The organism is Nonomuraea sp. NPDC050790, from assembly GCF_044456745.1.
Lineage (GTDB): Bacteria > Actinomycetota > Actinomycetes > Streptosporangiales > Streptosporangiaceae > Nonomuraea.
In genome coordinates this window covers 249,325-272,225 of record NZ_JBITGF010000009.1, presented here as the reverse complement: position 1 = coordinate 272,225, position 22,901 = coordinate 249,325, and the positions used below count along the sequence as shown (strand labels likewise).

The window sequence follows — 22,901 nt, the reverse complement described above, 5'->3', positions numbered from 1 at the left end:
ACGCAGGTGGGTCGAGGCACGGAATCGCCCGGTCGGCTGAGCGGAGAAGGTCAGTGAGCACGTCGGCGGTCGAACCGGGCAAGCGCCTCGCTGAGCGCTTCCGGCTGGAGGACCGCGTGAGCGAGTCCGACGGCGCCACGCTGTGGAAGGCCATCGACGAGATCCTGGCCCGGCCCGTCGCCGTCCTCACCTTCGCCCCCGACTTCCCGCGGGTTCACGAGGTCGTCACCGCCGCCCGTGCCGCCAGCCGGCTCACCGATCCCCGGCTGACCCAGGTCTTCGACGCCGCCCAGGACGACGACCACGCGTACGTGGTGAGCGAGTGGGTGACCGGCGAGTCGCTGTCGGACCTGCTGGCCGCCGGGCCGCTCGACCCCGAGCGCGCCGCCGGCCTGGTCGCCGAGGCGGCCGAGGCCCTGGCCCACGCGCACGAGGCCGACCTCTACCACCTCTGCCTGCGCCCCGCCCACCTGGTGTGGACCACCGGCAACACGGTCAAGGTGCTGGGCGTCGCGGTCGACGCCGCGCTGGCCGGGCTCACCGCCGACCACCCCGCCCACGAGGACGCCGAGGGCCTGGGCCGGCTGCTGTACGCCGGGCTGACCGGGCACTGGCCGGGCGACGAGGACGAGGGCGGCCTGCCCGCCGCGCCGATGATCGACGGCCACTTCGCCACGCCCCGGCAGGTGACCGCCGGCCTGCCCGGCTACCTCGACACGATCACCGTGCGCGCGGCGCTGCCCGAGTCGCGCAAGGGCCACCAGGCGCTGACCACCCCGGCCGAGGTCGCCGAGGAGCTGTCCGGCGTGCCTCGGCCCATGCCCATCTCCATCTCCTACTCCTCGCCCGCGCCGTCGGTCACCACCGGCTCCCGCTCCGAGGGCCTGGACACCCGGCACGACAACGCCCCGCCGCCGTCCCACACGGTGATCGCCAACCGCCCGCAGAACGGCGGCGGCAGCCTGCTCAACCGGCTGCTGATGACCGTGGTCGTGCTCCTGGTCATCGCCGCGGTCGGCGTGGGCGCGTGGACGATCGGCCGCAGCCTGGGCAGCCCGTCGGAGCCCGAGGCGAGCGGCGGCCAGCCGAGCACGTCGAAGCCGGCCGAGGCCGAGATCCAGGTGGTCAAGCCGGCCAAGGCCGACGGCTTCGACCCGCTCGGCGACGGCGCGGAGAAGCCGGACCGGGCCGCCGCGGCGATCGACGGCAAGCCCAGCACGTTCTGGAAGACCGAGAACTACAACGACGCCGACCTCGGCGGGCTCAAGGACGGCGTCGGCCTGCTGCTCGACATGGGCAAGCCGGTCCAGGTGAGCGACGTGGTCGCCACGCTGTCGAACGCGTCGGGCGCCGACGTCGAGTTGAAGGTGGGCGACTCACGCGAGCTGGGTTCGCTGAAGACGGTGGCACGTCACAAGGACGGGTCCGGGAAGGTCACGCTGACGCCTGAGCAGCCCGCAAGCGGCCAGTACGTTTTGATCTGGTTTACGCGTCTTCCTGCGGACGATGGCGGGTTTCATGGCACCATCTATGACGTAGTAGTGCATTCTCCCGGATCAGCATAATCAGGAACCCCCTTGTGAACTCCCCACCCGAGACACCCTCAGGCGCTGAGCACTCCGATGCGGAGCTGCTCGCCGCGCACATCGACGGGGATCCACATGCGTTCAGCGAGATAGTCAAGAGGCACCGGGACCGCATGTGGGCGGTCGCCCTCCGCACCCTGGGCGACCCGGACGAAGCGGCCGACGCGGTCCAGGACGCGTTCGTCTCCGCCTACCGCAAGGCCGCCACCTTCCGCGGCGAGGCCGCGGTCACCACCTGGCTCCATCGCATCGTGGTCAACGCGTGCCTCGACCGGATGCGCCGCAAATCGGTCCGGCCGGTCGCCGACGACGAGCTCATCGAAGCCGCGGAACGCGACACACCGATGCCCGACCAGACCCTCGAACGTGAAGTCTCCATGGAGGTTTCGGCTGCTCTCAAACTCCTGCCCGCCGACCAGCGAGCCGCTCTCGTGCTGGTCGACATGATGGGCTATTCGGTCGAAGACGCAGCTCAGGTGCTCGAAGTGCCCAGCGGGACGGTGAAAAGCCGCTGTGCGCGGGGACGCGCGAAACTTGCCCCAATTCTTTCGCATCTGCGGAACCGTTCGGACCTCAGTCGCGTCTCATCCGCGAAGGGAGCAGAACTTCGTGACGGGTGATACGCACTACGACCTCGAGATCCTGGCCGAGCTGGCCGAGGGTCTTCTAGACGTCGGCACGGCGCGCCAAGTACGCGAACACCTCGCGGTGTGCACCCCCTGCGGGGCGCTACTCGCGGACTTGGCGGCGGTTCGCGAGGTGCTCGCGGCGACACCGACACCGGCCATGCCGATGGGAGTCGCGCTACGCATCGACAAGGCGCTGGCGGCCGAGGCCACCAGAGGCGGAGTCGGCCTGGCGGAAGCGCCCGACTGGGACGAGCTCATGCGGGACGCGCCATGGGAAACCGTGGCCGAGGCGCCGGAAGAGCCGGTGCGCCTCGGAGTGGTCTCCGATGACGGCACGATCGTCCCGGCTCGGCGAAGAGCCTCCTCCCGGCGGCGCCGGTGGGCGATGCCCGCGGTCGCCTCGGCTGCCGCGGCCGTGGTGGTCGGCACCGCCGTAATGGCGAGTGGGGTGCTCACGGCCTCGGGCGGGAACGGCGGAGGCGGCGGCATGCAGGTCGCACAGCCCCCCACGCCGACGCGCGAGGAGACCAAAAGCCGCGGCTACGCGCTGACCGACAGCAACCACAACTACAGCGACCAGAACCTGCGCCAGCCGATGGTGGGCTTCATGGGCAACGCCGAGGCGCTGGGCGGCGGTGAGACGCCGACCGGTGTCTCCAAGTGCGTGCCGCAGGTGTCCTCGCGCAGCAAGCTCAAGGTGTTCGCGGTCGACCAGGGCCAGTACAACGGTCAGGAGGCGCTCATCGTCGCGTCCTGGCGGAACCAGGCCAAGAACAAGCTCAGGCTCGACGTCGTGGACCCGTTCAACTGCAAGAACCTTCGCAAGCCACTCGTCGGCCGCTGGTAAGCGGAACCCCACGTCAGAGCCCACTTCGGTGGGCTCTTTCGTTTTGTGGGCAGGGAAGGGAATCACGGCGGCCTAGGATCTGTTGACGCCACAGGCAACAGCAGAAGAGGAAGGCGTGGGAGCGTTGAGCGACGTTCGTAACGTGATCATCATCGGGTCCGGCCCCGCTGGCTACACCGCGGCCGTCTACTCCGCACGCGCCGAACTCAAGCCGCTGGTCTTCGAGGGCTCCGTCACCGCGGGCGGCGCGCTGATGAACACCACCGACGTGGAGAACTTCCCGGGTTTCCCCGACGGCATCATGGGTCCCGACCTCATGGACAACCTGCGCAAGCAGGCCGAGCGCTTCGGCGCCGAACTGGTCGCCGACGACGTGATCGAGGTCGACCTGGAGGCCAACCCCAAGGTCATCAAGACCTACACCGACACCTACTACGCCAAGTCGGTCATCCTGGCGATGGGCTCCGGCTACCGCGAGCTCGGCCTGGAGAACGAGAAGCGGCTGTCCGGACGCGGCGTGTCGTGGTGCGCCACCTGTGACGGGTTCTTCTTCCGGCAGAAGGACATCGTGGTCGTCGGTGGCGGTGACACCGCCATGGAGGAGGCCACGTTCCTGACCCGGTTCGGGCGGATGGTCACGGTCGTCCACCGCCGCGACGAGCTGCGCGCCAGCAAGATCATGCAGGAGCGCGCGTTCGCCAACGACAAGATCCGGTTCGTCTGGGACACCGAAGTCGTGGACGTGCTCGGCGACGACAAGGTCGAGGCCGTCAAGCTGCGCAACGTCAAGACCGGCGAGGAGAGCGAGCTGGCGACCGACGCGCTGTTCCTGGCGATCGGGCACGACCCGCGTACCGACCTGGTCAAGGGGCAGATCGACCTCGACGAGGACGGGTACGTACAGGTCGCCGCGCCCACCACCGCGACCAACATCGAAGGCGTCTTCGCCGCGGGCGACGTCGTCGACCACATCTACCGCCAGGCCATCACCGCGGCCGGCACCGGCTGCTCGGCGTCCCTGGACTCCGAGCGGTGGCTGGCCACCCACGAGAACTAAGGAGCGCAATCGTGAAGGCTGTAACCGACGCCACCTTCGAGGCCGAGGTCCTCAAGAGCGACAAGCCGGTGCTGGTCGACTTCTGGGCCGAGTGGTGCGGGCCCTGCCGTCAGGTCGCGCCCATCCTCGAGGAGATCGCCAAGGACTACGGGGACAAGCTGGAGATCGTCAAGCTGAACATCGACGAGAACCCTCAGGTGCCGCGGGACTACGGGGTGCTGCAGATCCCCACCCTGAACGTCTACAAGGGTGGTGAGGTGGTCAAGCAGATCATCGGCGCCAAGCCCAAGGCTATGTTGATGAGGGAGCTTGAGGGCATCATCTAACCCCTCCTCCTGTACGGCCGCAGCCCGGAAGACCCACGGTCTCCCGGGCTTCGTCGTTGTCCGGAGCCGTCGTTGTCCGGAGCCGTCGTTGTCCGGAGCGGTCGTTGTCCGGAGCTTCGGGGCTTTGTCGCGACCCCGCGACCCCGCGACCCCGCGACCCCGCGACCCCGCGACCCCGCGACCCCGCGACCCCGCGACCCCGCGACGGGGAGTGTGCTGGAGTTGGGGGCGAGAAGTTCGGTCTTGTGACGGTCTGGGAACGGCTTTGGCTGTCCAGGGGCGACCTGCCTCCGAGGGCGACCGGACCAAGGGTGTGCGTGGACGCCGGCGGGCTGGGCATGGAGAACGGCGCCGGGCACGCGAAGCGCAGCGCGCCGGGGCCCGGCGGCGGGGCCGTATCGGAGGTCGGGGCTGCGGAAGGCGGCATCGGACGGGGACGTGGATGCCGGGTGGGCGGGGCCGTACAGGAGGGTGGAAGGCCGTAGAACGCTCTCAGACGGGACGGAGGGCCCTTTCCGGGCTCATTGACCCGAGCAGGCGCTCCAGCGCCACCTCGACGTCCTCACGCCACGAGACGGCCGTCTTGAGCTCCAGCCGCAACCGCGGAAATCGGAGATGCGGCCGAACCGTTTTGAAGCCGACCGAAAGCAGGTAGTCGGCGGGCACCACGCAGCTCGGGTTCTCCCACTTCAGGTCCCCGAACGCCTCGATGGCCTTGACCCCGCGGCGGGTGAGGTCCTTGGCGACGCCCTGGATCAGCATGCGTCCCAGCCCGCCCCCCGAGAACTCCGGGATGATGTGGGCTGTCATGAGCAGCACCGCGTCCGCGCTGACCGGCGAGGTGGGGAAGGCCACCGAGCGCGGGGTGTAGAGCGGCGGGCTGTAGAGCACGAACCCCGCCGGAACCCCGTCAACGTAAACAATCTTCCCGCAGCTTCCCCATTCCAGGAGAGTTCCGGAAATCCACGCCTCTTTTTCCAAGGCAGGGTCCCCGGCCTCGGCCGCGCGCTCGCCGCTGAGCGGGTCAAGCTCCCAGAAAACACACCGCCGGCAACGGCGCGGCAGATCATCGAGATTGTCCAGGGTGATGTTGACCAGCCGACGCGACAACTACGGCCCCAATCGTTGACCCGGAAAAGCGCGCGAAATCCGCGTCCCCAGCTGGCATCGTAGCCCAGTGACGAAGCTGGGAGCGGGTGCACGGCGATCGTGGCCAGTCACGTACTCTGGTCTCTCGGCTCCATATGACACCTAGGAGGTGGACCGTGACAGAAGAGACGGATCACGGTCAGACGCCCGCGACCCAAGGGTCGCGCATCGACGCCTACGTCGATCGGTACGCCGCGCGAGCTACCGGGATGGTCGCCTCCGAGATCCGAGCTCTTTTCGCCGTCGCGTCGAGGCCCGAGGTGGTCTCGCTGGCCGGCGGCATGCCGTACGTCACGGCCCTTCCCCTCGACATGGTCGGCGAGCTGGTCTCCGACCTGGTCACCAGGCGTGGCCCGGTCGCGCTCCAGTACGGCTCCGGCCAGGGCGACCCCCATCTGCGCGAGCAGATCTGCGAGGTCATGCGCCTGGAGGGGATCGAGGCGGGGGCGGACGACGTGGTCGTCACGGTCGGTTCGCAGCAGGCCCTGGACCTGATCACCCGCATCTTCATCGACCCGGGCGACGTGGTCCTGGCCGAGGGCCCCTCATATGTGGGCGCTTTGGGCACATTCAGCGCATACCAGGCCAAAGTCGTCCATATCACCATGGACGATCAGGGTCTCGTGCCGGAATCCCTGGCCCAGACCATCTACGCGCTCCAGGCCGCCGGCAACACGATCAAGTTCCTCTACACGATCCCGACCTTCCACAACCCCGGCGGCGTCACCCTGAACGCCGCCCGCCGCCAGCAGGTTCTCGACATCTGCCAGCGCGCCGGGGTCCTGATCGTCGAGGACAATCCGTACGGACTACTCGGTTTCGACGGCGAGCCCATGCGCGCCCTCCGCGCCGACAACCCCGACGGGGTCGTGTACCTGGGTTCGTTCTCCAAGACGCTGGCCCCGGGCTTCCGCGTGGGCTGGGCCCTGGCCCCCCACGCCATCCGCGACAAGCTGGTCCTCGCCATGGAATCAGCCGTTCTATCCCATTCATCCTTCACCCAGTTGGCTGTCGGCCAGTACCTGACCACCCAGCCGTGGCGCGAGCAGATCAAGACATTCAGGGAGCTGTACCGCGAACGCCGCGACGCCCTCCTGAACGCCCTGACCGACCTCATGCCCGCCGGCGTCACGTGGACCCGGCCCGCCGGCGGCTTCTTCGTCTGGGCCAGCCTCCCCGAGGGGCTCGACTCTAAGGCGATCCTGCCGAGGGCGGTGGCTGAGCGGGTGGCGTTCGTGCCCGGGACCGGCTTCTTCTCCGACGGCAGCGGCAGCCGTCAGATGCGCCTGTCGTACTGCTACCCGGAGCCGGACCGGATTCGGGAGGGCGTGCGAAGGTTGGCCAGGGTCATCGAGGGCGAACTCCAGCTCCGCGACACCTTCGGCACCACCCCACCCCCAGGCCACCCCGGCGTCGACACCCCGGGCCCCGACCTCGCCTAACCCACCGGGGCCGACCCCGGCCCCGGCCCAATCCTCCTTTCTCTTTTCCTCGCTGCGCTCTCCTTTCGGTGTGCGTGCTGTTCGTAGCTCTGTTGCAGGCTCTCCACAACCCGCCCTCCCCTGTACGGCAAGCCACCCCCACCACCGCCCACCGATGTGAGCGGGCGCCTGTCGTTCCCACGCCCGTCGGGCGCGTCCCACCCCGCCGTGACGTCGTATCGCCGGCCAGCGGGTCGGCACCACTCCACAAGAGACGCACAAGAGAACCCACCCACTTAGGAACGCGCACGAGAACCCGCGCATAGGGGAACGCGCACGAGAACCCACGCGCAGGAGAACCCGCAAGGGACGCGCACGAGAACGCGCAAGGGACGCGCGGGAGAAGGTGGAGAGGCCGGAGCGGACGGGCGCGGGGGAAACGGGCGCCTGAGCCGGTACGGTTGGACGGCGTGCTTTCGGAAGAGGGGAAAGTGATGGGCGATTTGGGTCACGTGCTCGTGCTGGCCGGCGGGCTCTCCTATGAGCGGGAGGTGTCCCTGCGCTCCGGACGCCGGGTGAGCGAGGTGCTGCGGGCGGCCGGTGTCGACGTCGAGACGCGTGACACCGACGCCTCGCTGGTGCCGTCGGTGCTGGCGGACCGGCCGGATGCCGTTTTCGTGACGCTTCATGGCGGCGCCGGTGAGGACGGCGCGATCCGTTCTGTCCTGGAACTGCTGAACGTCCCCTACGTCGGCGCCGATCCTGACGCGTGCCGGGTCGCGTTCGACAAGCCGACAGCCAAAGCCGTCGTACGCTCCGTCGGCCTCCGCACCCCCGACTCCATCACGCTGCCCAAGGAGACGTTCCACGACCTCGGCGCCTCCGTCGTCCTGGGACGCATCGTGGATCGCCTCGGTCTGCCCCTGTTCGTGAAGCCCGCGAGGGGTGGTTCCGCGCTGGGCGCCTCGATCGTGCGTACCGCCGAGGAGTTGCCCGCGGCGATGGTCGGCTGCTTCGCGTACGGTGACACCGCGCTGATCGAGCGATGCATCGAAGGCGTAGAGGTAGCGGTCTCCGTGGTCGACCTGGGCGACGGCCCGGTAGCTCTCCCCGCGGTGGAAATCGTCCCGGACGAAGGCGTCTACGACTACGCCGCGCGCTACACCGCCGGCCACACCGAGTTCTTCGCCCCGGCCCGCCTCTCGGACTCGGCCGCGGCCGCCTGCGCCGAAACCGCCGTAACCGCCCACACCGCCCTGGGCCTGCGCGACATCTCCCGCACCGACCTGATCGTCGACGCCACCGGCACCCCCCACTTCCTCGAAGTGAACGTCGCCCCCGGCATGACCGAGACGTCCCTCCTCCCAATGGCCGTGGAATCCGCCGGCCGCGACCTCGGCACCCTCTGCCGCGGCCTCCTGGAAATAGCCGCCACCCGCCACACCACCTAGCCCCGGCGCCACTCCCCCTAACCCCCAGTGCCACGCCGCCCGACCCCCCGCCCTCGCGCCACACCCCAACCCCCGGGCGCCCCGCCCCCTGACCCCGCCCCCGGCGCGGCGCCACTGCCCTCGGCGCCATGCCCACTACACCCTCCACGTCGCAGGGCGCCTGCCGCTCCCGATCCCTGCCGAGCACCGCGCTCACCTCGGCGACGGTGCGGTGGGGCTCGCCCTGCGGTCGCGCCGCCGCCTCCTCGGTCAGCGGACCCAAGCCCCCCACGCACCTCCCAAGCGGAACCCCCACGCCCAGGTACGCACCAAGCCGCCCCGGAGCCGTCTGAGTAGCCTTGCCATGTGCTGATAGACACGACTTACCCCAAGAGTTTCGCCAGCGACAATCACGCGGGCGTCCACCCGGCCGTCCTGGAGGCGATGGCATCCGCGAACTCCGGCGACGCTCCCGCCTACGGCGACGACGACTGGACCGCCGCCTTCGAGCGCCAGATCAAAACCATCTTCGGCGAGCAGGCGAACGGCTTCGCCGTCCTCAACGGAGCGGGCGCCAACCTGATCGGCCTGGCGCTGTCCCTGGGCCGGTATGACAGCATCATCTGTCCGGAGAGCGCCCACATCGCCAACCACGAGACCGGTGCCGCCGAACGACTTCTCGGCGTCAAGCTGACCCCCGTGCCCACGCCCGACGGCAAGCTCTGCCCGAACGACATCACCGACCGCCTCCACGTACTCGGCGCCCACCACGAGGTTCAGCCGACAGTCGTCTCCATCTCCCAGGTGACCGAACTGGGCACGTGCTACACCCCCGACGAGATCGCCGCCCTCGCCGAAACCGCGCACCAGGCGAACCTTCGCCTCCACGTGGACGGCGCCCGCCTGTCAAACGCCGCCGCCCATCTAGGTTGCGACCTCCGCACGATCACCACGGACGCCGGTGTGGACATCTTCAGCTTCGGCGGCACCAAGAACGGCGCGATGGCCGCCGAGGCAGTCATCCTCCTGGACCCCACACTGAGCAGAGCGGTCCCGTTCCTCCGCAGGCAGTCGCTGCAACTGGCCTCGAAGATGCGCTTCATCTCCGCCCAACTGACTGCCCTCTTGACGGATGACCTCTGGCACCAGAACGCGGCCCACGCCAACACGATGGCCCACCGCCTGGCCGACGGCGTGAAGGACCTCCCGGAGGTCGGCCTCGCGTTCCCTGTGGAGTCGAACGCCGTCTTCGCCACCCTCCCCCGCGACGCCGTACGCACGCTGAAGGAGCGTTTCCGCTTCGAGTACTGGGACGAGAACCGCAACCTCGTCCGCTGGATGACCGCCTTCGACACGACCCCGGAACACGTGGACGACTTCCTAGCCGCCATCCGCAAGGCCGTCGCCCACTAGCTTGGCGATCCCTCGACGACCGTGCCGGCCCCTCACTGCTCCCTGTTTCACGTGAAACCAGCCCGCCCTCCGCCGCTGTTTCACGTGAAACAGCACCCGCCAAGGAAATCACCTCGGCTTGTCTTGAGGGATCACTTCGGCCGTGTTTCACGTGAAACAACACCCCACCCCCTCAGGCGTGGAAGCCGCCGCTTCAGGTACGGCAGGGCAAGGTTTCACGTGAAACGTCGAGACTGAGCGCGCTCGTCGGCTGCCATGCGGCGACGGCAGGAGGAAAAGCCCTAAGCCTCGTGATCGCGGATGGCGCGAGCGGCCTCCGGAGCCATCGTGCCGATGATGCGCTCCAGGTCGTCGATCGTGGCGAACTCCACCACGATCCTCCCCTTCCGCCGCCCCAGATCGACCTTGACCTTGGTCTCAAAGTGGTCGGAGAGCCGGTCGGCCAGATGCGTCAGCCCAGGGGCGGTGGGCTTGTTGGGCTGGCGTTCACGGGGAGCCTTCGCCGAAGCCTTGGAACTGCCCAGGGCGACGATCTCCTCCACCGCCCGCACGGACAGGAGTTCCGCCACGATCCGCTTGGCCAGTTGGATCTGCTCGTCGGCACTGTCCAGCCCGAGCAGCGCCCGCGCATGCCCCGCACTGACGGTCCCAGCAGCGACCTTGAGCTGAACATCCGGCGGCAGGTTCAGGAGGCGCAAGGTGTTGGTGATGTGGGAACGCGAGCGCCCAACCTTCTGGGCCAATTGCTCGTGCGTCGCCTGAAAGTCATCCAGGAGCTGCTGATAGGCGGCGGCCTCTTCAAGCGCGTTCAGTTGCTCACGCTGAAGGTTCTCGATGAGGGCGTCACGGAGCAGCTCGTTGTCCTGGGTGTTCCGGACAATGGCGGGGACGACCTCCAAGCCCGCCAGCTTCGACGCGCGCCAGCGCCGCTCCCCCATGATCAGCTCATAGCTGCCACCACCGACCGAACGCACCACGATCGGCTGCAGGAGCCCGACCTCCTTGATGGAGGCGGCCAACTCAGCCAGGCGGTCGTCGTCGAAGACCTCACGCGGCTGACGCGGGTTGCGGACGATGGCGGTGAGAGCGATCTCCTTGAAGTACGCGCCCGCGATCGGCCTCGGGCCGGACTCCGGAGCCGTCCCATTGTCAGGCGCCAGAGCTCCGGTGCCGTCAACGATGGGACCGGTCGGGATGAGCGCCCCGAGCCCCTTGCCCAATCCCCGCCGCTGCTGACTCACTGCGTCTCCTCACCGTCCCGGCCCGATTCCGGTCACACCAGGAGAGGTTACCGGTGCGAACGCCACCCGGTGTCCCGTCGCCACACGCGCTTCACCGCATTTACGCCAAGCGCCCAGATTTCCCTCCCGTTTATCCCCCAATCCCGATGACCAAGCCCGCTGGCCATGCCGCGCTCCCACGGTTGGAGGGTGCGGTTCAGACAGCAATGTGGCGAAACGGGAAGCATGCCGGGGATAGAAACGTGACGGGGGCGAGACACGACGGGTGACGGGGCGGCGATGCGCCGGGCCGAGGCAGGCGAGCCATGGATAGGCAAGCTCGTGAAGCAGACCGACGCCCCGGTGGAGAGGTAGTCCCGGTGGGGCAGACGTGGTAATGGGCGAGGGCGGAGGGAGTGAAGTAGGTGGGGCCGAGGGCTGGGCGGGGTTAGACCTTGGTGGCTCGGTAGGCGATTTCTCGGCTGGCGTCCATGTAGGCCATCGCGCCGCTGGATCCCGGGTCGTACGTCATGACGGACTGTCCATAACTGGGCGCCTCGGACAGGCGGACGCTGCGGGGAATCACCGTGTTGAGGACGGTGTCGCCGAAGTGGGCGCGAACCTCGTCCGCCACCTGTGAGGCCAGGCGGGTGCGGCCGTCGTACATCGTCAGCAGGATCGTCGAGAGGTTCAGGGTCGGGTTCAAGTGGGCCTTGATGAGGTCGACGTTGCGGAGCAACTGGCCGAGGCCCTCCAGGGCGTAGTACTCGCACTGGATCGGGATCATCACCTCGTCGGCCGCCACGAGCGCGTTGACGGTCAGCAGGCCCAGCGACGGCGGGCAGTCGATGATGATGTAGTCGAACTCGATCGCGTCGTACGCGGCCAACGCACGGCGGAGGCGGGCCTCGCGGGCGACGAGGGAGACGAGTTCGATCTCGGCTCCGGCGAGGTCGATGGTGGCCGGGGCGCAGTACAGGCCGGGCATTTCCGGCACTTCCTTGATGATGTCCGCCATCGGCAGGTCGTCCACGAGGACCTGGTAGACGTCCGGGATGTCGCCGCGGTGCTCGGTGGCGAGGGCAGTGGAGGCGTTGCCCTGGGGGTCCAGGTCGACGACCAGGACGCGCTGGCCGTTCATGGAGAGGGCGGCGGCGATGTTGACTGATGTGGTGGTTTTGCCGACTCCGCCCTTCTGGTTGGCCACGGCGATCACGCGGGTTTTGGGGGGTCTTGGCCAGGCGCCTCGGGCATCGCCGGGGGCCTCACCCGCGGCGGGGGCCGATTGGACAGCAGATGTTTCACGTGAAACCACTGAGCTGAGCGCCTCTCGTACCAACGGCGAATCACCGGGGTTAAGGGGGGTCTGGGTCACGATTGCCATCCTTTCAACCAGAGGCACGGTCGTGTCGGGAATTCGCTGTCGCGACACGCCCATTTCGGGCCAACCAACCCCCGTTGGGCTGTCCGAAGAGGGGACAGCGGGCCAGCCAAGGCCGCATGCAGCCACTGGCACAACGGTCACCTCCTTCGCCGACGCCTACCACGTTCCGGCGTACGACCTGCTACCACCCGAACCAATGTTGCAGGCGGCTCGACCTTACCGTGCCCAACGGTCACAAGCTCAGCCGTCCTGGCCCCACTGGCACGCAACTGCGCGTCGGCCTCGGCCAGTTCCTCGGCCGCCCGCTCCCCTTTCATGGCAATGAGCTCGCCGCCTTCGCGAAGAAGCGGCATCGCCCACTTCAAAAGCCGATCAAGCGGCGCCACCGCCCGCGCGCTCGCCACGTCGAACTCACGTTTGCCGGCCAGCTCCTCCGCCCGCCCGCGCAACACCTCGACGTTGTCCAGCTTGAGCGTCTCGACGCTCTCCTCCAGGAAGACGGTACGGCGCAGCAGCGGCTCCAGCAGCGTCACCCGGATGTCCGGCCGCACGATCGCCAGCACCAAACCGGGCAATCCCGCCCCCGACCCGATGTCCACCAACCTGACATCCTCCGGTACGGCTTCCGCCACCACAGCGCAGTTCAGCAGATGCCGATCCCAGATCCGCGGCACCTCCCGCGGGCCGAGCAGCCCCCGCACCACCCCGGGCCCGGCCAGGATCTCGGCGAACGCACTCGCCCGATCCCATGCCTCTCCGGTGAAGACTTCGCGTGCGATGTCGGGCGGAGCCGGTAGCTCTTCGCTCACTGGTTTGGTGGCCCTTCCAATAACGCCGATGTCGATGGATACAAGGCTAGGGGTCACAGAGGGGTGCGACGTCGCGGACCGCCCACCCCACCGGCCTTCTCACCCTCCCGCACCCGCAACAGGCCACAACCCCGCCCCGGGATCCGGCCAAACAGGATGACCGCGGGTGGAGTGGGCTGGTCACCTCTCTGGGCGAGTCAATGTGGTGGTGGCTGCTCGGACTGCGGAAAGTGCGAGTACTAGGGTGCGGCGGTCGCGGGTGCCAGGGGAATCCACGGTGAGGGAACGGTCGCGGGTGCCAGGGAAGTCCGCGGGCGGGGGGACGTGATGGTCGCGGGTGCCGAGGAAATCCGCGGGTGGGGACGTGACGGTCGCGGGTGGTTGACCGCGGCAGCGATGGGACGGCCGCGCGTAGGTGGGCAATTCGGCGACCGGGCCGTACTGGGAAGGCCCGGGCCGTACCCGGAAGGCCGGGCTGTGCCCGGAAGCCCCGGGCTCTGCCGGGAAGCGCCAGGCTGGGAAGGAAAGAAAGGCGGGGGCTGGGCTGGGAAGGCGGTGCCGTACCAAAAGAGCTGTGTTGTGCGTGAGAAAGGGAAAGGCCGTCGTGCCCCAGAATGGGACAGACGGCCTTAAAGGTGGAAAACCTCTCAAACAGGCAGAACCACTACAAACCGCAGCGGCTCCTCCCCCTCAGACTCACTACGCAGCCCAGCCGCCGCCACAGCGTCATGCACGATCTTCCGCTCGAACGGCGTCATAGGCTGCAGCGACCGCGGCTCCCCATTCCGCTTGACCTGGGCCGCGATCTCGCTGCCGAGCTTGCTCAGCTCCGCCCGCCGCTTCTCCCGGTACCCGGCGACGTCCAGCATCAGCCGCGACCGCTCCCCCGTCTGCCGGTGCACCGCCAGCCGGGTCAGCTCCTGCAGGGCTTCGAGGACCTCTCCCCCAGGCCCGACCAGGTCGTCGCCCTTGACCCCGACCACGGAGACGAGCGCGCGGTCGCCCTCGACGTCCATGTCGATGTCGCCGTCGATGTCGGCGATGTCCAGCAGCCCCTCGACATAGTCGGCGGCGATCTCGCCCTCCTGCTCCAAGGCGTTGATGTCGGGTGCCGCCTTCTCCTGCTCAGCCTCGGTCATGGCGAGCGTCTCCTTTATGATCAAGACTTCTTGCTGCCGGTGCGCTTGCTGCGAGACTGCCGGCTGGGCTGGTTCCGCACGATCTTAGGCTGCTCGGGCTCCGGTGCGGGAGCCTCCTCCACCGGCGGGGTCTTCCGGAACCTGGCGAACATCCCGGGCTTCGGCTTCTCGGGGATCACGTTGCCCTTGGCGTCGAACTGCGGCATGGGGTGCCGGCTGTAGAACCAGTGCTGCTGACCGAGCGTCCACAGGTTGGTGGTGACCCAGTAGAGGATCAGACCAAGCGGGAAGTTCAGGCTGAAGAAGGCGAACAGCGGCGAGATGTACATCAGGATCTTCTGCTGCTGCGCCATGGGGTTGTCCGGCATCTGCTGCATGGAGCGGGTGACGCTCTGCCGGACGGTGAGGAAGGTGGTCAGCGAGCTGACCGCGACGAAGACGCCGATGATGATCTTGCTGGTGACGGCCTGCGCGGAGAAGAAGGTCTCCGAGATGCCGGCGCTGAAGATGTGCGCCTGCTTGGCGCTGTCGACGACGGCCTGCGTCATGCCGTACTTGGTGGCCGTGCCGTTGGCGATGGCCTGGAGCACGGTGAACATCGAGATGAAGATCGGGAACTGGGCCAGGATGGGCAGGCAGCCGCCGAGCGGGTTCGCGCCCGCCCCTTGGTACAGCGCCATCACTTCCTGGTTCATGCGCTGCTTGTCGTTCTTGTAGCGCTTGCGCAGTTCCTGCACCTTCGGTGCGAGTTCCTGCATCTTCTTCGACGAGCGCATCTGCTTGAGGAAGAGCGGGAAGATGAGGATCCGCATGATGACGGTGAGCGTGATGATGGTCAGCGCCCAGTTCAAGCCGCTTGCGGGGTTGATGAAGGTGCTGTAAGCCTGGTGAATCCAGGTGATGACTTGCGCGATGGCTGTGTACAGCCAGTTCAGCCAGGCGAAATCCACCGAGCTAGCTCCCTTGCGTTTCGTGTGACCGGACCGGGCGTGGAGGGACCGGGTCCAGTCCTCCGGGGTTGAACGGATGACAACGCCCGATGCGCCGGACGGTCAGCCAGGCGCCCCGAAGAGCACCGTGTACGGCTATCGCCTCGAGTCCATAGGCACTGCATGAGGGGTAGAAACGGCAGCGCGGACCCAGCATCGGGCTGATGAAGGCCCGATAGAACCGGATCGGGGCGATGAGTACCCGAGCCGGGAGGCTCGGCTCGCCCTGCGGCTGCTCCGTCATCTCTGTCCATCCGTCGCGGACTCGCGCCGCCTTAGCAAACGATTCAGCGCGGTGTCGAGTTCTCCGGCGAGTATCTCGGCTGGCGCTGACGCGGCCGGTGGGTTGGCGCGTATCACCAGCAGGCTACCTCTCGGAAGCCGGTCGAGACGCTCGCGCATCAGGTGTCGAAGACGCCGTTTGACCCGGTTGCGCACGACAGCCCCGCCGACCGCACGGCTGACCACGAAACCCACCAGAGGTTCTTCTTCACCAGAAACCCTCAGATGTGCCACCAAAGTGGGGCGACCGGCACGCTGGCCACGCTTGACCGCTGCGGCGAAGTCCTCGCCTCGCCGCATCCGGGAGCTTGGGGATAGCACTGAAGACGCCTATCGCCCGCCGGCGAAGGTCACCGGCGGGCGGACAGATCGGGCGTTGCGCGCCGTCAGGCCGACAGCTTCTCGCGGCCCTTGCGACGCCGGGCGGCGAGGATCGCACGGCCGGCGCGCGTGCGCATGCGAAGCCGGAAGCCGTGGGTCTTCGCGCGGCGACGGTTGTTCGGCTGGAAAGTACGCTTGCTCACGGGTGGGCTCCAGGCTTGATGATGCGCCCGAACTGGGCGCTTAACACTCATGGACGGGCCCGCCACGGGCATGCAGAAGCGCCGTCGTGTGGCAAGCCGACCGTCGTACGTTACGGGCCATATATGGCCCAGGTCAAACCAGCATGGGTTATCCACGTATCCACATGTGGGTTTTCCACCGCCGCGGCCACGTCCACAGTATGTGCACCGAGCTACCACTAGGCTGTGGACAACGTCTTGAACACAGCTGTGCACATCGATACTGTCGGCCCTTCTAGGCCCGCCGTGAGCCTGTGCACAGCTTGTGGATCACTTGTGGAGACTGTGCGGACAACACACGGCCACCCTCTTGTGGACGGTGGGGCTGATCACCGGCTGAGTACCGAGCGAGCGGCCATCGTGTGTGGATAAACGATCGCGGGGGGCCGCGACAGGGAGGAGCAGCCGGACTATGGACCTCGGCGGCGTATGGGCGAGGGCACTGGGCAACTTCCTGAACGAGAGCGTGCCCGTCCAGCAGCGAACCTGGCTCTCCATGGTCCGGCCGATCGCGCTGGCCGACGACACGATCGTGCTGGGTGTGCCCAATGACTTCCTGAAGGACCTCATCGAGGGCAAGCTGCGCCCGCTCGTCGCCCACGCGCTGTCACAGGAGCTCGGCCGGGCGATGCGGCTGGCGGTGATGATCGACACGACGGCGCCCGCGCAGCCGGTCCCCGAGTCCCATCCCCAGCCTGTGACTCAGAGTTATCCCCAGAATGTGGATCACTTTCCACAGCCTCCACAGGCCCCGACTTACCAGGTCTCAGAGCCGCCCCAGTTCTATTCCCCACAGCCTGAGGCACAGCCGGTATCCACCGATTATCCACAGCGCCAGTTCGGTTATGAACAGGAGAAGGCGCCGGAGCCCGCCCAGCCCAGGTGGGAAGCGAAAAGCAGCAAACCCAGCGAACCGGCCAGGCTCAATCAGAAGTACACCTTTGAGACATTTGTTATCGGCGCCAGCAACCGGTTCGCCCACGCGGCCGCCGTGGCGGTGGCCGAGTCTCCCGCGAAGGCGTACAACCCGCTCTTCATCTACGGCGACTCCGGTCTGGGGAAAACTCACCTTCTCCACGCCATCGGGCATTACGCGCAGTCCCTGTACGACGGCGCCCGGGTCAGGTACGTGAGCTCGGAGGAGTTCACCAACGACTTCATCAACAGCATCCGCGACCACAAGGCCGACGGGTTCCGCAGCCGCTACCGCGCGATCGACATCCTGCTGGTGGACGACATCCAGTTCTTGGAGGGCAAGGAGCAGACGCAGGAGGAGTTCTTCCACACCTTCAACACGCTCCACAACGCCAACAAGCAGATCGTCATCTCCAGCGACCGGGCGCCCAAGCAGCTCATCACCCTGGAGGACCGGCTGCGCAACCGGTTCGAGTGGGGTCTGATCACCGACGTCCAGCCGCCCGAGCTGGAGACCCGCATCGCGATCCTCAGGAAGAAGGCCATCCAGGAGGGCCTGGCCGCGCCGCCCGAGGTGCTCGAGTACATCGCCAGCCGGATCTCCACCAACATCCGCGAGCTGGAGGGGGCGCTGATCCGGGTCACCGCGTTCGCCAGCCTCAACCGGCAGGGTGTGGATCTCCAACTGGCCGAGGTCGTGCTCAAGGACCTCATCACCTCGGAGTCCGGCCCCGAGATCACGATCGCCAACATCATGGCGAAAACCGCCGAGTACTTCGGGATCAGCATCGACGACCTGTGTGGAAGCTCGCGCAGCCGCGCGCTCGTCAACGCCCGGCAGATCGCCATGTACCTCGCCCGCGAGCTGACGGACCTGAGCCTGCCGAAGATCGGGCAGCAGTTCGGCGGCCGCGACCACACCACGGTCATGCACGCCGAGCGCAAGATCCGCTCGCTCATCGCGGAGCGCAGGTCGATGTACAACCAGGTCAACGAGCTGACAATGCGTATAAAGCAGACGTCGCACGGGTCCTAGTCGTCATGCACACCCTGTGGATAACACTGTGGATCAGCGGAAACTCCCGGAGAACCGCGGTTCACCGCCGGAATGAGCCCGAAAAGTCCTACAGGATGCCTGGGGATAAATCTGGGGACATCCTGCGGACAACTTGGGGACTACCGGTGGACGACTTGGGGACGGCCTGTGCACAGTGGTTTCAGGAGTCACCTGGAGCCCCGTTTACCCCGTGGATAACCGGTGGAAACCCAGTGGATAACCCGTGGATGAACACCCTGTGATCTGGGGACGGCCTGTGGGGATCGCGCGTTCATCCCCAGGCGCGAGAGTTACCCCCAGGCGTCACCCACACGGGGGGTGGATGAAAACCGGGCCGCTGAGCTGCGGGAACTCGGGTTGTCCACAGTATCCACCGCCCCTAGTGTGATGACCTCTTATCTCTCTTACAAAGAAACTCAAGACCCATAGAGGGGTTCCGCCCGTCCAGAGGTGCGGGAGAGTGAACACTTGAATCAGCGACGAAACCAGGAGGTTGATCACCGTGATGTTCCGAATCGAGCGAGACGTCCTCGCTGAGGCGGTGGCATGGACGGCACGCAGCCTCCCGGCGCGGCCGTCGGTGCCCGTCCTGGCCGGCATGCGCCTGGAGGTCACCGGGGAGCAGCAGCTCAAGCTGTCCGGATTCGACTACGAGGTCTCGGCGGAGGTGACGCTCGAACTGCAGACCGGTGAAGCGGGCGTCGTCCTGGTGAGCGGCAAGCTGCTCGCCGAGATCACCCGCGCCCTTCCCGCACAGCCTGTGGACTTCGTGGTGGAAGGCCCGAAGGCCGTGGTCACGTGTGGCAGCGCGCGCTTCACCCTGTTGACGATGCCGGTGGAGGACTACCCGTCCCTGCCCGCGATGCCGCCGGCCGCGGGCCGGGTGGGCAGCGACGTGTTCGCCTCGGCCGTCGGCCAGGTCGCCGTGGCCGCCGGGCGCGACGACACGCTGCCCATGCTCACGGGCGTGCGCATGGAGATCGAGGGCGACACCGTGACCCTCGCGGCCACCGACCGCTACCGCCTCGCCGTACGCGAGCTGAAGTGGCAGCCGGGGCAGCCGGACTTCTCCGCGATCGCGATGATCCCCGGCAAGACGCTCGCCGACACCGCCAAGGCCCTCGGTTCCACGGGCGCCGAGGTGGAGATCGCGCTAAGCTCGGCGGGCGGCACCGGCGAGGGGATGATCGGGTTCTCCAGCGCCGGGCGCAGGACCACGACCCGGCTGCTCGACCCCGAGTTCCCCAAGTACCGCTCGCTGCTGCCGACGGAGTTCGCGGCCAAGGCCGAGTTGTCCACAGGGCCGTTCGTCGAGGCGGTCAAGCGCGTGGCCCTGGTGGCCGAGCGCAACACGCCGGTGCGCATGGCGTTCAGGGACGGAGAGGTCGTGCTGGAGGCGGGCAGCGGCGACGAGGCTCAGGCCGTCGAGGTCCTGCCTGTGGACTACGAGGGCGAGGAGATGAACATCGCCTTCAACCACCAGTTCCTTCTGGAGGGCCTCGGCGCCATCGACTCCGACGTGGCCAGGCTCCAGATGACCACCTCCACCAAGCCCGCTATCCTCACCGGCGGCAAGCCTGTGGATGGAGACGCGGCGCCCGACTACCGATACCTGATCATGCCCATCCGCTTGTCGAGCTGAAATGATGGAAGCCTGACAAGGGGGTTGTAACCAATGCAGATCGGCATGGTCGGACTCGGCAAGATGGGCGGCAACATGGCCGAGCGGCTCCGCCGCGGCGGTCACGAGGTGGTCGGCTACGACCGCGATCCGTCCGTCAGCGACGCGGGGAGCCTCAAGGAGCTGGTCGGACGGCTGCAGGCGCCGCGCGTGGTGTGGGTGATGGTCCCCGCGGGCGCGCCCACCCAGCAGACCGTGGACGAGCTGGGCGAACTGCTGGCCGAGGGCGACATCGTCGTCGACGGCGGCAATTCACACTATGGGGACGACCAGAAGCACGCCGAGGAGCTGGCCAAGCGCGGCATCGGCTTCGTCGACTGCGGCGTGAGCGGCGGCGTCTGGGGTCTGCGCAACGGCTACGCCCTCATGTGCGGCGGCGAGAAGTCCCATGTGGACAAGGTCATGCCGATCTTCGAGACGCTCAAGCCCGAGGGCGAGGACGGCTTCGTCCACGCCGGTGACGTGGGCGCCGGCCACTTCGCCAAGATGGTCCACAACGGCATCGAGTACGGCATGATGCAGGCCTTCGCCGAGGGCTGGGAGCTGCTGGAGGCCTCCGACGTCGTCAAGGACGTGCGCGGCAGCTTCAGTAGCTGGCGCACCGGCACCGTCATCCGCTCCTGGCTGCTCGACCTGATGGTCCGCGCGCTCGACGACGACGAGCACCTCGACGAGCTCAAGGGTTATGCACAGGACTCGGGCGAGGGCCGGTGGACGGTGCAGGCGGCTGTGGACCACGCCGTCCCGCTGCCGGTCATCACCGCCGCGCTGTACGCCCGCTTCGCCTCCCGCCAGGACGACTCCCCCGCGATGAAGGTCGTGGCCGCGCTGCGCAACCAGTTCGGCGGCCACGCGGTCACCTCGACGGCCGGCGCCGACGAAAAGGGCGCCGACTCCCCCGGCGCCGATGTCAAGCCGCCCAAGGAAGCCGGTTAGGTTTTCCACAGGCGGCACGGCGGTGACCCCAGGGGCCTGTGTGGCCCACTAACCTTCGTTGGGTGCATGTCGCCCATCTCTCGCTGACCGACTTCCGGTCCTACGCGTCGGTGGAGCTCGGCCTGGAGCCGGGCATCACCGCCCTCGTGGGGCCGAACGGCCAGGGCAAGACCAACCTGGTCGAGGCCCTGGGCTACGTGGCGACGCACTCCAGCCACCGCGTCGCCAACGACGCTCCCCTGGTACGGCAGGGCGCCTCGCGGGCCATCGTGCGCTGTGCCGTACACCGGGATGACCGGCGGGCACTGGTCGAGCTGGAGATCAACCCCGGCAAGGCCAACCGGGCCAGGCTCAACCGCTCCCCCGTCTCCCGGCCCAGGGACGTGATCGGGCTGCTGCGCACGGTGCTGTTCGCGCCGGAGGACCTGGCGCTGGTCAAGGGCGACCCGTCGGAACGGCGGCGCTTCCTCGACGACCTGCTGGTATCCAGGGCGCCCAGGTTCGCGGCGGTGCGGGCCGACTACGACCGGGTGCTCAAGCAGCGCGGCGCGCTCCTGCGCACGGCCGCGCAGGCCCGCAGAGGCTCCAGGAGCGCCCGGCGGGCCGAGAGCGACACCGCGTTCGCCGCCGCGGGCGCCGGGGACGTCCTGAGCACGCTGGAGGTCTGGGACGCGCATCTGGCGCGGCACGGCGCGGAGTTGCTCCAGGCGCGCCTGGATCTGGTGGAGGCGCTGCGGCCGCTGGTCGCCGGAGCCTATGCGGCGCTGGCTCCCGCGAGCGGCGCGGCGACGCTGTCGTACCGCAGCACGTTGTCCACAGGTGGGGACGATCCTGAGGGCGAAGAGCCCGGCGGACGTGGATCTTCTGATACACAGACGTTATCCACAGACTTGGGGAAAACCCTTGAAGAGCGGCTGCGCGAGCGGCTACAGGAGGTCCGTTCCGCGGAGCTGGAACGGGGGGTCACGCTCGTCGGGCCGCACCGCGACGACCTCGTCCTCGGCCTCGGCGAGCTGCCCGCGCGCGGCTACGCCAGCCACGGCGAGTCGTGGTCGTTCGCGCTGGCGCTGCGCCTGGCCGCCTACGACCTGCTGAGGGCCGACGGCGGCGACCCGGTGCTCATCCTGGACGACGTCTTCGCCGAGCTCGACACCCAGCGCCGGCGCCGGCTGGCCGAGATCGTGGCGCCGGCCGAGCAGGTCCTGATCACGGCGGCTGTGGACGACGACGTGCCCGGCGAGCTGGTCGGGGCCCGATACGACGTCGCCGAGGGGGGCGTGAGCCGTGTCCGATGAGGAGAACCCGGCGGTCCGCGGGGCCGCGATGGCCAGGGAGAAGCTGGCCCAGGCCAAGGCGGACGCGGCCAAGCGCGGGCAGTTGCCCCGTCGCGAGCCGCGACGCAGGGCCGCGGGGCCGTCGCGGTCGGCCGGCGATCCCCAGCTCTTCGGCCGCGCCATCATGGACCTGCTCTCGGACCGCGGCTGGGAGCGGTCGGCGGCGGTCGGCGGGGTTTTCGGTCGCTGGGCCGACATCGTCGGATCCGACCTCGCCGCGCACACCAAACCGGAGTCGTTCGAGGACGGCGAGGTGCTCGTCGTGGCCGACTCCACGGCATGGGCGACGCAGGTCAGGCTGCTCGCGCGCACCCTCGTGCGCAGGCTGAACGAGGAGCTCGGTGACAACACGGTCACGAAAGTGAAGGTCAGGGGCCCGCAGAACGCGCCGCGCCCGAGCGGCGGCCTGCGCGTGACCGGCAGCCGGGGCCCCGGAGACACCTACGGTTAGGCCGCTGCGGGCGATCAGAGAGCCACAGACGCGATGAGCCCCCCATGCAAAGGGGGGATGCTTGAGCGGGGGGAAAACGAGCTAGAGAGGACCACAGGCGCGTTCAATGCCACCTTCGGCGCTCCGAGCCGGTAGAATGAAAGCGGATTCCGGACACGTCCGCTTGCGTGTCACCCCGGCAGCAAGCCGACTCCCCCGGGTGACCGCGCATCGGGGCACTCACGACGGTGACGGGCACGGCAGGGCACCTGGCGGTTGATCGCCTATCCCCAGCCGCGTGTCC

General features: G+C 68.1%; 22 protein-coding genes. 13 read left to right on the top strand and 9 right to left on the bottom strand.

All coding sequences use genetic code 11. The features are described from left to right. Nucleotides 1–53: 53 nt before the first annotated feature. The 5 genes from ACIBEJ_RS40040 (at nucleotide 54) to trxA (ending at nucleotide 4,445) form a co-directional block, all read left to right on the top strand. Nucleotides 54–1,565, top strand: a complete 1,512-nt coding sequence (locus ACIBEJ_RS40040) for a serine/threonine protein kinase (RefSeq protein ID WP_397188171.1) — start codon at nucleotides 54–56, stop codon at nucleotides 1,563–1,565. Between the two features lie 14 nt (nucleotides 1,566–1,579). Beyond that, nucleotides 1,580–2,206, top strand: a complete 627-nt coding sequence (gene sigM / locus ACIBEJ_RS40035; RefSeq protein WP_397188170.1) for an RNA polymerase sigma factor SigM — start codon at nucleotides 1,580–1,582, stop codon at nucleotides 2,204–2,206. After that, nucleotides 2,196–3,062, top strand: coding sequence for an anti-sigma factor family protein (locus tag ACIBEJ_RS40030; RefSeq protein WP_397188169.1), 867 nt, complete (start codon nucleotides 2,196–2,198; stop codon nucleotides 3,060–3,062). The genes sigM and ACIBEJ_RS40030 overlap by 11 nt, the downstream gene beginning before the upstream one ends. 124 nt (nucleotides 3,063–3,186) lie before the next feature. Further along, nucleotides 3,187–4,119 (top strand): thioredoxin-disulfide reductase, encoded by a 933-nt coding sequence (gene trxB, locus ACIBEJ_RS40025; RefSeq protein ID WP_397188168.1) that lies wholly within the window; start codon nucleotides 3,187–3,189, stop codon nucleotides 4,117–4,119. An 11-nt stretch (nucleotides 4,120–4,130) separates the two neighbouring features. Further along, nucleotides 4,131–4,445 (top strand): thioredoxin, encoded by a 315-nt coding sequence (trxA, locus tag ACIBEJ_RS40020; RefSeq protein WP_397188167.1) that lies wholly within the window; start codon nucleotides 4,131–4,133, stop codon nucleotides 4,443–4,445. A gap of 492 nt (nucleotides 4,446–4,937) precedes the next feature. Here the strand turns inward: trxA and ACIBEJ_RS40015 are convergent, their stop codons facing one another. Beyond that, nucleotides 4,938–5,555 (bottom strand): GNAT family N-acetyltransferase, encoded by a 618-nt coding sequence (locus tag ACIBEJ_RS40015; protein ID WP_397188166.1) that lies wholly within the window; start codon nucleotides 5,553–5,555, stop codon nucleotides 4,938–4,940. A gap of 248 nt (nucleotides 5,556–5,803) precedes the next feature. Between ACIBEJ_RS40015 and ACIBEJ_RS40010 the strand changes: the two genes are divergently transcribed. The 3 genes from ACIBEJ_RS40010 (at nucleotide 5,804) to ACIBEJ_RS40000 (ending at nucleotide 9,858) form a co-directional block, all read left to right on the top strand. Further along, nucleotides 5,804–7,036, top strand: a complete 1,233-nt coding sequence (locus tag ACIBEJ_RS40010) for a PLP-dependent aminotransferase family protein (protein WP_397188310.1) — start codon at nucleotides 5,804–5,806, stop codon at nucleotides 7,034–7,036. 473 nt (nucleotides 7,037–7,509) lie between these two features. After that, entirely contained in the window at nucleotides 7,510–8,466 is a 957-nt protein-coding gene (locus ACIBEJ_RS40005; protein WP_397188165.1) for a D-alanine--D-alanine ligase, read from the top strand. Nucleotides 8,467–8,811: 345 nt separating this feature from the next. After that, entirely contained in the window at nucleotides 8,812–9,858 is a 1,047-nt protein-coding gene (locus ACIBEJ_RS40000; RefSeq protein WP_397188164.1) for a threonine aldolase family protein, read from the top strand. 281 nt (nucleotides 9,859–10,139) lie between these two features. Here ACIBEJ_RS40000 and ACIBEJ_RS39995 read toward each other — a convergent pair whose 3' ends face one another. The 8 genes from ACIBEJ_RS39995 to rpmH all read right to left on the bottom strand — a co-directional run bounded on the left by ACIBEJ_RS39995 (nucleotide 10,140) and on the right by rpmH (nucleotide 16,205). Further along, on the bottom strand, nucleotides 10,140–11,099 hold the full coding sequence (locus ACIBEJ_RS39995) for a ParB/RepB/Spo0J family partition protein (protein WP_397188163.1): 960 nt from the start codon (nucleotides 11,097–11,099) through the stop codon (nucleotides 10,140–10,142). 427 nt (nucleotides 11,100–11,526) lie between these two features. Further along, a complete protein-coding gene (locus ACIBEJ_RS39990; RefSeq protein ID WP_397188309.1) occupies nucleotides 11,527–12,462 on the bottom strand; it encodes a ParA family protein in 936 nt (311 codons plus the stop codon). Nucleotides 12,463–12,599: 137 nt separating this feature from the next. Continuing rightward, nucleotides 12,600–13,271, bottom strand: a complete 672-nt coding sequence (gene rsmG, locus ACIBEJ_RS39985) for a 16S rRNA (guanine(527)-N(7))-methyltransferase RsmG (protein ID WP_397188162.1) — start codon at nucleotides 13,269–13,271, stop codon at nucleotides 12,600–12,602. Between the two features lie 647 nt (nucleotides 13,272–13,918). Then, on the bottom strand, nucleotides 13,919–14,410 hold the full coding sequence (locus ACIBEJ_RS39980) for a protein jag (protein ID WP_397188161.1): 492 nt from the start codon (nucleotides 14,408–14,410) through the stop codon (nucleotides 13,919–13,921). 20 nt (nucleotides 14,411–14,430) lie between these two features. Next, nucleotides 14,431–15,360 (bottom strand): membrane protein insertase YidC, encoded by a 930-nt coding sequence (yidC, locus tag ACIBEJ_RS39975; protein ID WP_397188160.1) that lies wholly within the window; start codon nucleotides 15,358–15,360, stop codon nucleotides 14,431–14,433. Between the two features lie 4 nt (nucleotides 15,361–15,364). Continuing rightward, nucleotides 15,365–15,643: a membrane protein insertion efficiency factor YidD gene (gene yidD / locus ACIBEJ_RS39970; RefSeq protein WP_397106271.1), complete on the bottom strand. Its 279-nt coding sequence runs from the start codon at nucleotides 15,641–15,643 to the stop codon at nucleotides 15,365–15,367. Further along, nucleotides 15,640–16,002, bottom strand: a complete 363-nt coding sequence (gene rnpA, locus ACIBEJ_RS39965) for a ribonuclease P protein component (protein WP_397188159.1) — start codon at nucleotides 16,000–16,002, stop codon at nucleotides 15,640–15,642. Before rnpA ends, yidD begins: the two co-directional genes overlap by 4 nt. A 65-nt stretch (nucleotides 16,003–16,067) precedes the next feature. Continuing rightward, nucleotides 16,068–16,205, bottom strand: a complete 138-nt coding sequence (gene rpmH / locus ACIBEJ_RS39960) for a 50S ribosomal protein L34 (protein WP_043614899.1) — start codon at nucleotides 16,203–16,205, stop codon at nucleotides 16,068–16,070. Between the two features lie 451 nt (nucleotides 16,206–16,656). On the opposite strand from rpmH, the gene dnaA reads away from it, so the two are divergent. From dnaA to ACIBEJ_RS39935, 5 genes are all read left to right on the top strand, one after another. After that, complete coding sequence (gene dnaA, locus ACIBEJ_RS39955; RefSeq protein WP_397188158.1) at nucleotides 16,657–18,195, top strand: chromosomal replication initiator protein DnaA; 1,539 nt, start codon at nucleotides 16,657–16,659, stop codon at nucleotides 18,193–18,195. Between the two features lie 523 nt (nucleotides 18,196–18,718). Beyond that, complete coding sequence (dnaN, locus tag ACIBEJ_RS39950; RefSeq protein ID WP_397188157.1) at nucleotides 18,719–19,858, top strand: DNA polymerase III subunit beta; 1,140 nt, start codon at nucleotides 18,719–18,721, stop codon at nucleotides 19,856–19,858. A 33-nt stretch (nucleotides 19,859–19,891) separates the two neighbouring features. After that, a complete protein-coding gene (gnd, locus tag ACIBEJ_RS39945; RefSeq protein WP_397188156.1) occupies nucleotides 19,892–20,833 on the top strand; it encodes a phosphogluconate dehydrogenase (NAD(+)-dependent, decarboxylating) in 942 nt (313 codons plus the stop codon). Between the two features lie 62 nt (nucleotides 20,834–20,895). Further along, a complete protein-coding gene (gene recF / locus ACIBEJ_RS39940; protein ID WP_397188155.1) occupies nucleotides 20,896–22,128 on the top strand; it encodes a DNA replication/repair protein RecF in 1,233 nt (410 codons plus the stop codon). Next, nucleotides 22,118–22,618 carry a DUF721 domain-containing protein gene (locus ACIBEJ_RS39935; protein ID WP_397188154.1) on the top strand — a complete coding sequence of 167 codons (501 nt, stop codon included), beginning with the start codon at nucleotides 22,118–22,120 and terminating at the stop codon, nucleotides 22,616–22,618. Before recF ends, ACIBEJ_RS39935 begins: the two co-directional genes overlap by 11 nt. The last annotated feature ends 283 nt before the right edge of the window (nucleotides 22,619–22,901 follow it).

Coding starts and splice junctions, on each gene's coding strand:
- yidD (WP_397106271.1), bottom strand. CDS start 15,643: ATGACGGAGCAGCCGCAGGGCGAGCCGAGCCTCCCGGCTCGGGTACTC.
- dnaA (WP_397188158.1), top strand. CDS start 16,657: ATGGACCTCGGCGGCGTATGGGCGAGGGCACTGGGCAACTTCCTGAAC.
- ACIBEJ_RS39980 (WP_397188161.1), bottom strand. CDS start 14,410: ATGACCGAGGCTGAGCAGGAGAAGGCGGCACCCGACATCAACGCCTTG.
- ACIBEJ_RS40005 (WP_397188165.1), top strand. CDS start 7,510: ATGGGCGATTTGGGTCACGTGCTCGTGCTGGCCGGCGGGCTCTCCTAT.
- ACIBEJ_RS39990 (WP_397188309.1), bottom strand. CDS start 12,462: ATGGCAATCGTGACCCAGACCCCCCTTAACCCCGGTGATTCGCCGTTG.
- gnd (WP_397188156.1), top strand. CDS start 19,892: ATGCAGATCGGCATGGTCGGACTCGGCAAGATGGGCGGCAACATGGCC.
- ACIBEJ_RS40010 (WP_397188310.1), top strand. CDS start 5,804: ATGGTCGCCTCCGAGATCCGAGCTCTTTTCGCCGTCGCGTCGAGGCCC.